8 protein-coding genes and 2 pseudogenes are annotated in these 15,472 nt (G+C 46.0%); 6 read left to right on the top strand and 4 right to left on the bottom strand.

What is annotated here, in order from left to right; all coding sequences use genetic code 11:
* Positions 1-185 precede the first annotated feature (185 nt).
* Positions 186-7,022: pseudogene (locus tag I6G42_RS10320) on the top strand (hypothetical protein); the annotation flags it as partial.
* On the opposite strand, the gene I6G42_RS10140 reads toward I6G42_RS10320, so the two are convergent.
* The 4 genes from I6G42_RS10140 to I6G42_RS10155 all read right to left on the bottom strand — a co-directional run bounded on the left by I6G42_RS10140 (position 6,944) and on the right by I6G42_RS10155 (position 8,959).
* The gene (locus tag I6G42_RS10140) at positions 6,944-7,186 is read right to left on the bottom strand and encodes a hypothetical protein (protein WP_269643377.1); all 243 of its coding nucleotides are present in this window, start codon (positions 7,184-7,186) and stop codon (positions 6,944-6,946) included. The pseudogene I6G42_RS10320 and the gene I6G42_RS10140 sit on opposite strands and share 79 nt — an antisense overlap.
* Positions 7,187-7,375: 189 nt before the next feature.
* Positions 7,376-7,834, bottom strand: coding sequence for a hypothetical protein (locus I6G42_RS10145; RefSeq protein ID WP_269643379.1), 459 nt, complete (start codon positions 7,832-7,834; stop codon positions 7,376-7,378).
* Positions 7,835-7,915: 81 nt separating this feature from the next.
* The gene (locus I6G42_RS10150; RefSeq protein ID WP_269643381.1) at positions 7,916-8,659 is read right to left on the bottom strand and encodes a hypothetical protein; all 744 of its coding nucleotides are present in this window, start codon (positions 8,657-8,659) and stop codon (positions 7,916-7,918) included.
* A gap of 108 nt (positions 8,660-8,767) precedes the next feature.
* Entirely contained in the window at positions 8,768-8,959 is a 192-nt protein-coding gene (locus I6G42_RS10155) for a hypothetical protein (protein ID WP_269643383.1), read from the bottom strand.
* Between the two features lie 541 nt (positions 8,960-9,500).
* On the opposite strand from I6G42_RS10155, the pseudogene I6G42_RS10325 reads away from it, so the two are divergent.
* The 5 genes and pseudogenes from I6G42_RS10325 to I6G42_RS04225 all read left to right on the top strand — a co-directional run.
* Positions 9,501-9,590 (top strand): annotated as a pseudogene (locus I6G42_RS10325) (hypothetical protein); the annotation flags it as partial.
* Positions 9,591-10,292: 702 nt separating this feature from the next.
* The gene (locus I6G42_RS04210) at positions 10,293-11,906 is read left to right on the top strand and encodes a ribonuclease Y (RefSeq protein WP_038804817.1); all 1,614 of its coding nucleotides are present in this window, start codon (positions 10,293-10,295) and stop codon (positions 11,904-11,906) included.
* Between the two features lie 134 nt (positions 11,907-12,040).
* Entirely contained in the window at positions 12,041-12,667 is a 627-nt protein-coding gene (gene gmk / locus I6G42_RS04215) for a guanylate kinase (protein WP_000775041.1), read from the top strand.
* 24 nt (positions 12,668-12,691) lie between these two features.
* On the top strand, positions 12,692-13,006 hold the full coding sequence (gene rpoZ / locus I6G42_RS04220) for a DNA-directed RNA polymerase subunit omega (protein ID WP_002874282.1): 315 nt from the start codon (positions 12,692-12,694) through the stop codon (positions 13,004-13,006).
* A 65-nt stretch (positions 13,007-13,071) separates the two neighbouring features.
* On the top strand, positions 13,072-15,465 hold the full coding sequence (locus tag I6G42_RS04225) for a primosomal protein N' (protein WP_038804820.1): 2,394 nt from the start codon (positions 13,072-13,074) through the stop codon (positions 15,463-15,465).
* Positions 15,466-15,472: the final 7 nt, after the last annotated feature.

The following is a 15,472-nucleotide window of genomic DNA, read 5'->3' on the forward strand; positions in this document are numbered from 1 at the left end:
GCCACTCTGCGTCTGTATCAGCAAGCCAAAGCGCTTCAGCATCAGTAAGTGCTAGTCAATCAGCATCAGTATCAGCTAGCCAATCAGCTTCAGCGTCTGTATCAGCAAGTCAAAGTACTTCAGCATCAGTAAGTGCTAGCCAAAGTGCCTCAGCTTCAGCATCTAACAACCAGAACTCAGCTTCTATCTCAGCAAGCGCGAGCCACTCTGCGTCTGTATCAGCAAGCCAAAGCGCTTCAGCATCAGTAAGTGCTAGTCAATCAGCATCAGTATCAGCTAGCCAATCAGCTTCAGCGTCTGTATCAGCAAGTCAAAGTACTTCAGCATCAGTAAGTGCTAGCCAAAGTGCCTCAGCTTCAGCATCTAACAACCAGAACTCAGCTTCTATCTCAGCAAGCGCGAGCCACTCTGCGTCTGTATCAGCAAGCCAAAGCGCTTCAGCATCAGTAAGTGCTAGTCAATCAGCATCAGTATCAGCTAGCCAATCAGCTTCAGCGTCTGTATCAGCAAGTCAAAGTACTTCAGCATCAGTATCTGCAAGCCAAAGTGCCTCAGCTTCAGCATCTAACAACCAGAACTCAGCTTCTATCTCAGCAAGCGCGAGCCACTCTGCGTCTGTATCAGCAAGCCAAAGCGCTTCAGCATCAGTAAGTGCTAGTCAATCAGCATCAGTATCAGCTAGCCAATCAGCTTCAGCGTCTGTATCAGCAAGTCAAAGTACTTCAGCATCAGTATCTGCAAGCCAAAGTGCCTCAGCTTCAGCATCTAACAACCAGAACTCAGCTTCTATCTCAGCAAGCGCGAGCCACTCTGCGTCTGTATCAGCAAGCCAAAGCGCTTCAGCATCAGTAAGTGCTAGTCAATCAGCATCAGTATCAGCTAGCCAATCAGCTTCAGCGTCTGTATCAGCAAGTCAAAGTACTTCAGCATCAGTAAGTGCTAGCCAAAGTGCCTCAGCTTCAGCATCTAACAACCAGAACTCAGCTTCTATCTCAGCAAGCGCGAGCCACTCTGCGTCTGTATCAGCAAGCCAAAGCGCTTCAGCATCAGTAAGTGCTAGTCAATCAGCATCAGTATCAGCTAGCCAATCAGCTTCAGCGTCTGTATCAGCAAGTCAAAATACTTCAGCATCAGTATCTGCAAGCCAATCAGCTTCAGCTTCAGCATCTAACAACCAGAACTCAGCTTCTATCTCAGCAAGCGCGAGCCACTCTGCGTCTGTATCAGCAAGCCAAAGCGCTTCAGCATCAGTAAGTGCAAGTCAATCCGCTTCTGTATCAGCTAGCCAATCAGCAAGCGCATCAGAGTCAGCTAGTCAAAGTGCTTCAACATCAGTATCTGCAAGCCAATCAGCTTCAGCATCAGCATCTAACAACCAGAACTCAGCTTCTATCTCAGCAAGCGCGAGCCACTCTGCGTCAATTAGTGCGAGCCAAAGCGCTTCAGCATCAGTAAGTGCTAGTCAATCAGCATCAGTATCAGCTAGCCAATCAGCTTCAGCGTCTGTATCAGCAAGTCAAAGTACTTCAGCATCAGTATCTGCAAGCCAAAGTGCCTCAGCTTCAGCATCTAACAACCAGAACTCAGCTTCTATCTCAGCAAGCGCGAGCCACTCTGCGTCTGTATCAGCAAGCCAAAGCGCTTCAGCATCAGTAAGTGCTAGTCAATCAGCATCAGTATCAGCTAGCCAATCAGCTTCAGCGTCTGTATCAGCAAGTCAAAGTACTTCAGCATCAGTAAGTGCTAGCCAAAGTGCCTCAGCTTCAGCATCTAACAACCAGAACTCAGCTTCTATCTCAGCAAGCGCGAGCCACTCTGCGTCTGTATCAGCAAGCCAAAGCGCTTCAGCATCAGTAAGTGCTAGTCAATCAGCATCAGTATCAGCTAGCCAATCAGCTTCAGCGTCTGTATCAGCAAGTCAAAGTACTTCAGCATCAGTATCTGCAAGTCAATCAACTAGCGCATCAGTATCTGCAAGTGAATCAGCTTCAGCATCAGTATCTGCAAGTGAATCAGCTTCAGCATCTGTATCAGCTAGCCAATCAGCAAGCGCATCAGTAAGCTCAAGTCAATCAACTTCAGCGTCTGTATCAGCTAGCCAATCAGCAAGCGCATCAGTATCTGCAAGTGAATCAGCTTCAGCATCTGTAAGTGCAAGCCAATCAGCTTCAGCGTCTGTAAGCTCAAGTCAATCAGCTTCAGCTTCTGTATCAGCAAGCCAAAGTGCTTCAGCATCAGTATCTGCAAGCCAATCAGCAAGCGCATCAGTAAGCTCAAGTCAATCAACTTCAGCGTCTGTATCAGCTAGCCAATCAGCAAGCGCATCAGTATCTGCAAGTGAATCAGCTTCAGCATCTGTATCAGCTAGCCAATCAACTAGCGCATCAGTAAGCTCAAGTCAATCAGCTTCAGCATCAGTATCTGCAAGTCAATCAGCTTCAGCATCAGTATCTGCAAGCCAATCAACTAGCGCATCAGTAAGCTCAAGTGAATCAGCTTCAGCATCTGTATCAGCTAGCCAATCAACTAGCGCATCAGTATCTGCAAGTCAATCAACTTCAGCATCAGTATCTGCAAGTGAATCAGCTTCAGCATCAGTATCTGCAAGTGAATCAGCTTCAGCATCTGTATCAGCTAGCCAATCAGCAAGCGCATCAGTAAGCTCAAGTCAATCAGCTTCAGCATCAGTATCTGCAAGTGAATCAGCTTCAGCATCTGTATCAGCTAGCCAATCAGCAAGCTCAAGTCAATCAACTAGCGCATCAGTATCTGCAAGTGAATCAGCTTCAGCATCAGTAAGCTCAAGTCAATCAGCTTCAGCATCTGTATCAGCAAGCCAATCAGCTTCAGCATCTGTATCAGCTAGCCAATCAACTAGCGCATCAGTATCTGCAAGTGAATCAGCTTCAGCATCAGTATCTGCAAGTCAATCAGCTTCAGCATCTGTATCAGCTAGTCAATCAGCTTCAGCATCAGTATCTGCAAGCCAATCAGCTTCAGCATCTGTATCAGCTAGTCAATCAGCTTCAGCATCTGTAAGTGCAAGCCAATCAGCTTCAGCGTCTGTAAGCTCAAGTCAATCAGCTTCAGCTTCTGTATCAGCAAGCCAAAGTGCTTCAGCATCAGTATCTGCAAGCCAATCAGCAAGCGCATCAGTAAGCTCAAGTCAATCAACTTCAGCGTCTGTATCAGCTAGCCAATCAGCAAGCGCATCAGTATCTGCAAGTGAATCAGCTTCAGCATCTGTATCAGCTAGCCAATCAACTAGCGCATCAGTAAGCTCAAGTCAATCAGCTTCAGCATCAGTATCTGCAAGCCAAAGTGCCTCAGCTTCAGCATCTAACAACCAGAACTCAGCTTCTATCTCAGCAAGCGCGAGCCACTCTGCGTCTGTATCAGCAAGCCAAAGCGCTTCAGCATCAGTAAGTGCTAGTCAATCAGCATCAGTATCAGCTAGCCAATCAGCTTCAGCATCAGTATCTGCAAGCCAATCAGCTTCAGCGTCTGTAAGTGCAAGCCAATCAGTTTCAGCATCTGTATCAGCAAGCCAATCAGCATCAGCATCAGTAAGCTCAAGTGAATCAGCATCAGCATCAGTATCAGCTAGCCAATCAGCTTCAGCGTCTGTATCAGCAAGCCAATCAGCTTCAGCATCAGTATCTGCAAGCCAAAGCACTTCAGCATCAGTAAGCTCAAGCCAATCAGCTTCAGCATCTGTATCAGCTAGCCAATCAACTAGCGCATCAGTATCTGCAAGCCAATCAACTTCAGCGTCTGTAAGTGCAAGTCAATCAGCTTCAGCGTCTGTAAGTGCTAGCCAATCAGCTTCAGCATCTGTATCAGCTAGTCAATCAGCTAGCGCATCAGTATCTGCAAGCCAATCAGCTAGCGCATCAGTATCTGCAAGCCAATCAGCTAGCGCATCAGTAAGTGCAAGTCAATCAGCAAGCGCATCAGTATCTGCAAGTGAATCAGCTAGCGCATCAGTAAGTGCAAGTCAATCAGCTTCAGCATCAGTAAGCTCAAGCCAATCAGCTTCAGCATCAGTATCTGCAAGCCAATCAGCTTCAGCTTCTGTAAGCTCAAGCCAATCAACTTCAGCATCAGTAAGCTCAAGCCAATCAGCTTCAGCATCAGCATCAGTAAGCTCAAGCCAATCAGCTTCAGCTTCTGTAAGCTCAAGCCAATCAGTTTCAGCATCTGTATCAGCAAGCCAATCAGCTAGCGCATCTGTATCAGCAAGTCAATCAGCTTCAGCATCTGTATCAGCAAGCCAATCAGCTTCAGCATCAGTAAGCTCAAGCCAATCAGCTTCAGCATCAGTAAGCTCAAGCCAATCAGCTAGCGCATCTGTATCAGCAAGTCAATCAGCTTCAGCATCTGTATCTGCAAGCCAATCAGCTTCAGCATCTGTAAGTGCTAGCCAATCAGCTTCAGCATCTGTATCAGCTAGTCAATCAGCTAGCGCATCAGTATCTGCAAGCCAATCAGCTAGCGCATCAGTATCTGCAAGCCAATCAGCTAGCGCATCAGTAAGTGCAAGTCAATCAGCAAGCGCATCAGTATCTGCAAGTGAATCAGCTAGCGCATCAGTAAGTGCAAGTCAATCAGCTTCAGCATCAGTATCTGCAAGCCAATCAGCTTCAGCGTCTGTAAGTGCAAGCCAATCAGCAAGCGCATCAGTAAGCTCAAGTCAATCAACTTCAGCATCAGTAAGCTCAAGCCAATCAGCTTCAGCATCAGTATCTGCAAGCCAATCAGCTTCAGCTTCTGTAAGCTCAAGCCAATCAGTTTCAGCATCTGTATCAGCAAGTCAATCAGCTAGCGCATCAGTATCTGCAAGCCAATCAGCTTCAGCGTCTGTATCTGCAAGTGAATCAGCTTCAGCTTCTGTATCAGCTAGCCAATCAACTTCAGCATCAGTAAGCTCAAGCCAATCAGCATCAGCATCAGTAAGCTCAAGTGAATCAGCATCAGCATCAGTATCAGCTAGCCAATCAGCTTCAGCGTCTGTATCAGCAAGCCAATCAGCTTCAGCATCAGTATCTGCAAGCCAAAGCACTTCAGCATCAGTAAGCTCAAGCCAATCAGCTTCAGCATCTGTATCAGCTAGCCAATCAACTAGCGCATCAGTATCTGCAAGCCAATCAACTTCAGCGTCTGTAAGTGCAAGTCAATCAGCTTCAGCATCTGTATCAGCAAGTCAATCAGCTAGCGCATCAGTATCTGCAAGCCAATCAGCTTCAGCGTCTGTAAGTGCAAGCCAATCAGCAAGCACATCAGTATCTGCAAGTCAATCAGCTTCAGCATCTGTATCAGCTAGTCAATCAGCTAGCGCATCAGTATCTGCAAGCCAATCAGCTTCAGCATCAGTAAGCTCAAGTCAATCAACTTCAGCATCTGTATCAGCTAGTCAATCAGCTAGCGCATCAGTAAGCTCAAGTCAATCAACTTCAGCATCTGTATCAGCTAGTCAATCAGCTAGCGCATCAGTATCTGCAAGCCAATCAGCTTCAGCGTCTGTAAGTGCAAGCCAATCAACTAGCGCATCAGTATCTGCAAGCCAATCAGCTTCAGCGTCTGTAAGTGCGAGCCACTCATCAAGCACAAGCATGAGCAACAGCGTATCCGAATCAATCAGTGCTAGCCAATCAGTAAGCACAAGCATGAGCAACAGCGTATCCGAATCAATCAGTGCTAGCCAATCAGTAAGCACAAGTTTGAGCAACAGCGTATCAGCGTCAATCAGTACAAGCCAATCAGTAAGCACAAGCTTGAGCAACAGCGTGTCAGCATCAATCAGTGCATCTGAATCAGCAAGCACAAGCTTGAGCAACAGCGTGTCTGCCTCAATCAGTGCAAGCCAATCAGCAAGCACAAGCTTGAGCAACAGCGTGTCTGCTTCAATTAGTGCTTCAGTATCAGCAAGCACAAGCTTGAGTAACAGCGTGTCTGCATCAATCAGTGCTTCAGTATCAGCAAGCACAAGCTTGAGCAACAGCGTGTCTGCATCAATCAGTGCGAGCCAATCAGCAAGCACAAGCTTGAGTAACAGCGTATCTGCTTCAATCAGTGCGAGCCACTCAGCAAGCACAAGCATGAGCAACAGCGTGTCTGCTTCAATCAGTGCGAGCCACTCAGCAAGCACAAGCTTGAGCAACAGCGTGTCTGCTTCAATCAGTGCGAGCCACTCAGCAAGCACAAGCATGAGCAACAGCGTGTCTGCATCAATTAGTGCATCTGAATCAGCAAGCACAAGCTTGAGCAACAGCGTGTCTGCTTCAATCAGTGCGAGCCACTCAGCAAGCACAAGCTTGAGCAACAGCGTGTCTGCTTCAATTAGTGCATCTGAATCAGCAAGCACAAGCTTGAGCAACAGCGTGTCTGCTTCAATCAGTGCGAGCCACTCAGCAAGCACAAGCATGAGCAACAGCGTGTCTGCTTCAATTAGTGCATCTGAATCAGCAAGCACAAGCTTGAGCAACAGCGTATCTGCTTCAATTAGTGCATCTGAATCAGCAAGCACAAGCTTGAGCAACAGCGTATCTGCTTCAATTAGTGCATCTGAATCAGCAAGCACAAGCTTGAGCAACAGCGTATCAGCGTCAATCAGTGCGAGTCAATCAGCAAGTACAAGTTTGAGCAACAGCGTGTCAGCGTCAATCAGTGCTAGCCAATCAGCAAGCACAAGCATGAGCAACAGCGTGTCTGCATCAATTAGTGCATCTGAATCAGCAAGCACAAGCTTGAGCAACAGCGTGTCTGCTTCAATCAGTGCGAGCCACTCAGCAAGCACAAGCTTGAGCAACAGCGTGTCTGCTTCAATTAGTGCATCTGAATCAGCAAGCACAAGCTTGAGCAACAGCGTATCTGCTTCAATTAGTGCATCTGAATCAGCAAGCACAAGCTTGAGCAACAGCGTATCAGCGTCAATCAGTGCGAGTCAATCAGCAAGTACAAGCTTGAGCAACAGCGTGTCAGCGTCAATCAGTGCTAGCCAATCAGCAAGCACAAGCATGAGCAACAGCGTATCTGCCTCAATCAGTGCTAGCCAATCAGCAAGCACAAGCATGAGCAACAGCGTATCTGCCTCAATCAGTGCCAGCCAATCAGCAAGCACAAGCTTGAGCAACAGCGTATCAGCTTCAATCAGTGCCAGCCAATCAGCAAGCACAAGCTTGAGCAACAGCGTATCAGCGTCAATCAGTGCGAGTCAATCAGCAAGCACAAGCTTGAGCAACAGCGTGTCAGCGTCAATCAGTGCGAGTCAATCAGCAAGCACAAGCTTGAGCAACAGCGTATCAGCTTCAATCAGTGCGAGTCAATCAGCAAGCACAAGCTTGAGCAACAGCGTGTCAGCGTCAATCAGTGCGAGTCAATCAGCAAGCACAAGCTTGAGCAACAGCGTATCAGCGTCAATCAGTGCTTCAGTATCAGCAAGCACAAGCATGAGCAACAGCGTATCTGCTTCAATTAGTGCTAGCCACTCAGCAAGCACAAGCTTGAGCAACAGCGTATCAGCTTCAATCAGTGCTAGCCAATCAGTAAGCACAAGCTTGAGCAACAGCGTGTCAGCGTCAATTAGTGCATCTGAATCAGCAAGCACAAGCTTGAGCAACAGCGTATCTGCTTCAATCAGTGCTAGCCAATCAGTAAGCACAAGCTTGAGCAACAGCGTGTCAGCGTCAATTAGTGCATCTGAATCAGCAAGCACAAGCTTGAGTAACAGCGTATCTGCTTCAATTAGTGCTTCAGTATCAGCAAGCACAAGCTTGAGCAACAGCGTATCAGCTTCAATCAGTGCCAGCCAATCAGCAAGCACAAGCTTGAGCAACAGCGTATCAGCGTCAATCAGTGCGAGTCAATCAGCAAGCACAAGCTTGAGCAACAGCGTGTCAGCGTCAATCAGTGCGAGTCAATCAGCAAGCACAAGCTTGAGCAACAGCGTATCAGCGTCAATCAGTGCTTCAGTATCAGCAAGCACAAGCATGAGCAACAGCGTATCTGCTTCAATTAGTGCTAGCCACTCAGCAAGCACAAGCTTGAGCAACAGCGTATCAGCCTCAATCAGTGCGAGCCAATCAGTAAGCACAAGCTTGAGCAACAGCGTGTCAGCTTCAATCAGTGCGAGCCAATCAGTAAGCACAAGCTTGAGCAACAGCGTATCAGCCTCAATCAGTGCGAGCCAATCAGTAAGCACAAGCTTGAGCAACAGCGTGTCAGCTTCAATCAGTGCATCTGAATCAGCAAGCACAAGCTTGAGTAACAGCGTGTCAGCTTCAATTAGTGCGAGCCAATCAACAAGCACAAGCATGAGCAACAGCGTGTCAGCTTCAATCAGTGCTAGCCAATCAGCAAGCACAAGCTTGAGCAACAGCGTATCTGCTTCAATTAGTGCTAGCCAATCAGCAAGCACAAGCTTGAGCAACAGCGTATCTGCCTCAATCAGTGCATCTGAATCAGCAAGCACAAGCTTGAGCAACAGTGTATCTGCTTCAATCAGTGCATCTGAATCAGCAAGCACAAGCTTGAGCAACAGCGTGTCTGCTTCAATCAGTGCATCTGAATCAGCAAGCAACAACTCAAGTAGTACTTCAGTTTCAACAAGTACTTCAGTAAGCTTGAGTAACAGCGTAAGCACATCTACATCACTTAGCAATAGCGTTTCAAGTAGTTTGAGTACAAGTGCGTCACAACAATCTAACTCATTCAGCTATAGTAAGGGTGATCCAACAAGCGAATCTAAGCCAGAGTTTAACCTTCCTAGCTACCTTGAATCTGTAAGTGCAAGTGAATCAGTTTCACTCAGCAAATCAGTAAGTGTGTCATTGAGCGATAGTACTTCAGCATCAATCAGCGCAAGTGAGTCAGTCTCAACAAGCACAAGCTTGAGTGACAGCATTTCAGCCTCAATCAGTGCAAGCAACAACTCAGGTAGCGGTTCAGGTTCAACAAGCACAAGCAATGGCTCAGCTAGTCAATCAGCTAGCGCATCAGTATCTGCAAGTCAAAGCACTTCAGCGTCTGTATCAGCTAGCCAATCAGCTTCAGCTTCAATCAGTGCAAGCAACAACTCAGGTAGCGGTTCAGGTTCAACAAGCACAAGCAATGGCTCAGCTAGTCAATCAGCTAGCGCATCAGTATCTGCAAGTCAAAGCACTTCAGCATCTGTATCAGCAAGCCAATCAGCTTCTGCTTCAATCAGCGCAAGCAACAACTCAGGTAGTGGTTCAGGTTCAACAAGTACAAGCAATGGTTCAGGCAATGCCTCAACTTCAGCAAGCTTGAGCAACAGTGTATCTGCTTCAATCAGTGCATCTGAATCAGCAAGCACAAGCTTGAGCAACAGCGCAAGTACCTCAGCTAGCTTGTCTGACAGTGCTTCAATCTCAAGTGCATTGAACCACTCACAAGCTCCTGCACAACAACCTGCTGGACCAGGACGTTCAAACGGTAGAAAACTTCCAAATACAGGAACTGCAAGTAACCAATTTGCTGGTCTTGGATTAGGAGTAGCTGCCTTGGCAACTGCCTCTCTTCTTGGCAAGAAGAAGAAATCAGCAGCTTCTGAAATGGATTTAGAAGACTAAGTCCCAAAAATCGACTAAAATGAAATTGTTGATATCATTTTAGCGATGAAAACAAGAACCCCAGATGGCCTAAGGCTATCTGGGGTTTTTGGATCTTTGTCAACTGTGGAGAGTGACATCTAACTAAGCATGAGAGAGAGTCAGATTGATTCTCTCTTTTCTAATATTCAAAGTAACGAGAATTATCACTCTAAATTTTTGAAAATCAAATACTAGATATCTTATATTCTTGCTGATTGCTTTTAACTAATGGCGAAGTTCACCAGAACAAGTCAACGTCTGGCTGTCAATCTCACAAGGTGCTAAAGTTTCTCTGAAAGTTTGAGGATAAAAGGCTTTATTATAGCGCGACTGAGATGTTGGAATATGTGAAATTTATTCAGTATAATTTTGGTATTTTGAAGTAGTGTGACGATAGGGATCTGGCTGTTGAATCTGTCTACAGTGAACCGCTTTCGCTTGTTCCTGAACTTTCTCTAAGCCATTTGTAGAAGTAGTATTTGGTGGGTGATTGCTCTTTTTTGCTTCGTTTTTCGTGGAAATTTAAATTTTTAAAGAATCTTTATTTTGCTTTGAAATCTAAGGAATTTCTTCAAAAATTCACACAAAACTCTTCAATTTGGGTTTGTGGAAATCGGTTTTTTATGATAGAATATTAAGGAATGTATGTCATTCGATAAACAAATTTAATGAGGTAAAAACATGGAAATCATGACTATTGCGATTGTTGTTTTTGCCGTCATCATTGGTTTAGTCATTGGATATGTCAGCATCTCAGCTAAGATGAAATCATCTCAAGAGGCTGCAGAGTTGATGCTTCTAAATGCTGAACAAGAAGCAACTAATTTACGAGGACAAGCTGAGCGCGAAGCGGATTTATTGCTAAATGAAGCTAAGAGCGAAAGCAAGTCTCTTAAAAAAGAAGCACTATTGGAGGCCAAAGAGGAAGCCAGAAAATACCGTGAAGAAGTGGACGCTGAATTTAAGTCAGAACGTCAGGAACTCAAGCAAATCGAAAGTCGTTTGACGGAGAGAGCTGCGAGCCTTGACCGCAAAGACGACAATTTGACGAACAAAGAAAAAACACTTGAACAAAAAGAACAAAGTATTTCTGATAGAGCAAAAAACCTTGATGCACGTGAAGAGCAATTAGAGGAAGTCGAAAGACAAAAAGAAGCTGAACTTGAACGTATCGGTTCCCTTTCCCAAACTGAGGCTCGAGATATTATCTTGGCTCAGACAGAGGAAAACTTGACCAAGGAAATTGCTAGCCGCATTCGTGAGGCTGAGCAAGAGGTGAAGGAACGTTCAGACAAGATTGCGAAAGATATCTTGGTTCAGGCTATGCAGCGTATCGCTGGTGAGTATGTAGCAGAGTCAACAAACTCGACAGTTCACCTACCAGATGATACTATGAAGGGACGCATTATCGGTCGTGAAGGACGCAATATTCGTACCTTTGAAAGTTTGACAGGGGTAGATGTCATCATCGACGATACGCCAGAAGTGGTAACCTTGTCAGGATTTGATCCGATTCGTCGTGAAATTGCTCGTATGACCATGGAAATGTTGCTCAAGGATGGCCGTATCCACCCAGCTCGTATCGAGGAGTTGGTGGAGAAAAACCGTCAGGAGATTGACAATAAAATCCGTGAATATGGGGAGGCTGCTGCTTATGAGATTGGTGCGCCAAACCTCCATCCAGACTTGATGAAGATTATGGGACGTTTGCAGTTCCGTACTTCATATGGACAAAATGTCTTGCGTCATTCGATTGAGGTTGCTAAGTTATCTGGTATCATCGCGAGTGAACTTGGTGAAAATGCAGCTCTTGCCCGTCGTGCTGGATTCCTTCATGACATCGGAAAAGCTATTGACCGCGAGGTTGAAGGTAGCCACGTTGAGATTGGTACGGAGTTGGCTCGTAAGTACAAGGAACACCCAGTTGTGGTCAATACGATTGCTAGCCACCACGGTGATGTGGAAGCAGAAAGCGTCATCGCAGTGATCGTTGCAGCAGCAGATGCCTTGAGTGCAGCGCGTCCAGGTGCTCGTAGCGAGTCTCTTGAAAGCTATATCAAGCGTCTCCATGATTTGGAAGAAATCGCCAATGGCTTTGAAGGGGTGCAAAATAGCTTTGCCCTTCAAGCAGGACGTGAAATCCGTATCATGGTTAATCCAGGACAAATCAAAGACGACAAAGTCACAATCTTGGCTCACAAAGTTCGTGAGAAAATTGAAAACAATCTCGATTATCCAGGAAATATCAAGGTAACCGTGATTCGCGAACTTCGTGCAGTAGATTATGCTAAATAAATAAGAAAGAGCAGTTGAAATATTACTGCTTTTTTGTTACACTAGATAGAAAGACTGTAGGAGGATAACTGACTTTATCATCAGTATCCGAGAGAAATTTCACTTTATTTCACAGACTAACTAAAGGAGACATAATGGCAGACCGAGGCTTGCTAATCGTTTTTTCTGGTCCTTCAGGAGTTGGGAAAGGAACGGTTAGAAGAGAGATTTTTGAGAGTTCTGAGAATCAATTTCAATACTCTGTATCGATGACGACGCGTGCGCAACGTCCTGGTGAAGTGGACGGGGTGGACTATTTCTTCCGTACTCGTGAAGAGTTCGAAGAGCTGATCCGTCAAGGCCAGATGTTGGAATATGCAGAATATGTCGGTAACTACTATGGAACTCCTCTTACTTATGTCAATGAAACTCTGGATAAGGGAATCGATGTCTTTCTTGAGATTGAAGTCCAAGGAGCCCTTCAGGTTAAGAAAAAGGTTCCAGATGCCGTCTTTATCTTTCTAACGCCACCAGATTTGGATGAATTGCAAGATCGTTTGGTAGGTCGTGGAACAGATAGCGCGGAAGTGATTGCCCAACGAATCGAAAAAGCCAAGGAAGAAATTGCCCTCATGCGTGAGTATGATTATGCCATTGTCAACGATCAGGTGCCCCTCGCTGCTGAACGTGTCAAGCGTGTGATCGAAGCAGAACACTTCCGTGTGGACCGTGTCATTGGTCATTACCAGGAGATGTTGCCAAAATCTCCAACTACTCGATAAACTATAGGAAACAGGTACAAGCAAATGATGTTAAAACCCTCTATTGATACCTTGCTAGACAAGGTGCCATCAAAATATTCACTCGTAATCTTGGAAGCAAAGCGTGCCCACGAACTAGAAGCAGGCGCGCCAGCAACTCAAGAGTTTAAGTCTGAAAAATCAACTCTTCGTGCTTTAGAAGAAATCGAGTCTGGAAACGTTACGATTCACCCAGATCCAGAAGGAAAACGTGAAGCGGTTCGTCTCCGTATCGAAGAAGAAAAACGCCGCAAAGAAGAAGAAGAAAAGAAAATCAAAGAGCAAATCGCTAAAGAAAAAGAAGATGGTGAAAAAATTTAAGGTTGGGGGGACTCAATCTTATTTTTTCTATTGCAAGAATTTACTGACAAGAAGGAGGTGAGAAAATGGCTATCGCAAAGATTATCGTGGATGTTCCCCTGATGCAGACGGACCAGCCCTATAGTTATAAGGTCCCTGAAGAATTTGTAGAGATGCTGGAAGTCGGTATGCGGGTCCATGTCCCCTTCGGCAAGGGCAATCGTTTGATCCAAGGAATTGTGCTAGGTTTGGAGTCCCAGTCGGGAGAAGTAGCTGATCAGGACTTGAAGGAGATTGCAGAAGTGCTAGACTTTTCCCCCGTCTTGACTCAAGAGCAACTCTGGCTGGCTGAGGAGTTACGCAAGTCTGTCTTTTCTTACAAAATCTCCATTCTAAAAGCCATGTTGCCGGGATTTTTAAACTCTAGTTATGATAAGATTCTCTATCCTCTGGAAGGTCTGAGTCAGGCAGACAAAGAGCGTTTGTTTGGTTCAGAAGCTTCGCTAGCCTTTTCTTCTCTAGACTTTGCCAAACAGGCAGAAATGATGCGTTTGACTAGAAAAGGGCTACTCCGTTTAGAATACCAGGCAGTCGATCAAAAGAAGGTCAAGACCCAGTCTTGGTATGAGGTTGATGCTAATCGACTAGAGCAGACTGAGATTTCTACCCGTGCTAAGAAAAAGGCAGAGCTGAGAGACTATTTGCTGTCTCATCCTGAAAGTGCTCCTCTGGCTAGCTTGTTAGAGTCTTATTCGCGGGAGCAAGTCAACTTCTTTGTGGAACAAGGTGCTGTGTCCATAGTCCAAAAGGAAGTGCAACGCTCAGCTGTTTATTTTGAAGGCATTGAAGTCAGCCAACCTTTGGAATTGAATCCTGAACAAAGACAGGCACGTGATGCGGTTGTCAGTGCTATTGGCAGTCAACAGCCTCCTTTCCTCCTCCAAGGAATTACAGGAAGTGGGAAAACTGAGGTTTACTTACAGATCATCCAAGGAGCCTTGGACAAGGGCAAGACGGCCATTTTGCTGGTACCTGAGATTTCTCTGACGCCGCAGATGACAGAGCGTTTCATTGCTCGTTTCGGCGAGAAAGTGGCCATTCTTCACTCAGGCCTGTCCAGTGGTGAAAAGTACGATGAATGGCGCAAGGTTGAGCGCGGCGATGCCCAAGTTGTTATTGGCGCTAGATCAGCCATCTTTGCACCTTTGAAAAGTCTAGGCGTCATAATTATCGATGAAGAGCATGAAGCTAGCTACAAACAAGACAGCAATCCCCGTTATCATGCTAGAGAGGTCGCCATTCTACGGGCCCAGTACAATCAAGCAGCCCTGGTCCTTGGTTCAGCGACACCAAGTCTGGAAAGCCGTGCGCGGGCTGGAAAAGGTGTCTATCAACACTTGCGGCTAACCCAACGGGCCAATCCTTTAGCCACTATTCCTGAGGTTCAAGTGATTGACTTTCGGGACTATATCGGACAAAATGAGACATCAAACTTTACCCCTCCTTTGCTAGAAGCCATCCAAGACCGTTTGGATAAAAAAGAACAGGCAGTCCTCATGCTCAACCGTCGGGGTTATTCTAGTTTTGTTATGTGTCGGGAGTGTGGAACGGTAGATAGCTGTCCCAACTGTGATATTTCTCTGACTCTCCACATGGATACCAAGACCATGAACTGCCATTACTGTGGATTTTCAAAGGGGATTCCTCATGTCTGTCCCAACTGTCAAAGCCGCAGTATTCGTTACTACGGGACGGGGACTCAGAAAGCCTATGATGAGCTAGCAGAGCTCTTTCCTCAGGCACGCATTCTACGGATGGATGTGGATACGACCCGTAAGAAAGGCAGTCACCAAGCTCTTCTTGACCAGTTTGGCCAAGGTGAAGCAGATATCTTGCTGGGAACTCAGATGATTGCTAAGGGCTTGGATTTTCCAAATGTGACCTTGGTCGGAGTGCTCAATGCGGATACGGCCTTGAATCTGCCTGATTTCCGTTCTTCCGAGAGAACCTTCCAACTCTTAACTCAGGTGGCAGGCCGTGCAGGCCGTGCGGAAAAAGCTGGGCAGGTCTTGATCCAGTCTTACAATCCGGAGCACTATGCCATTCGATTTGCCAAAGACCAAGACTATGAAGGTTTTTATGCCTATGAAATGAGTATCAGACGCCAACTCGGCTATCCGCCTTATTATTTCACTATTGGGATTACCCTCTCTCACAAGAAAGAAGAAGAGGTCGTCAAACGTGCCTATGAAGTCATGGGAATTTTGCGATCAGGTTTATCGGAAACTAGTAAAATCCTTGGACCAACGCCAAAACCAATCGCCCGTACCCACAACCTTTATCATTACCAGATTTTGATTAAATACCGTTTAGAAGATGAGCTGGGTCCAACCCTCAATCAGGTCTTGGCCTTGACTCAAGAACGTGAAAATAGCGAGCTTCGTCTCAGCATTGACCACGAACCGCAGCAATTTTTATAAGAAGGAG

The organism is Streptococcus oralis (assembly GCF_016028255.1).
Lineage (GTDB): Bacteria > Bacillota > Bacilli > Lactobacillales > Streptococcaceae > Streptococcus > Streptococcus oralis_AC.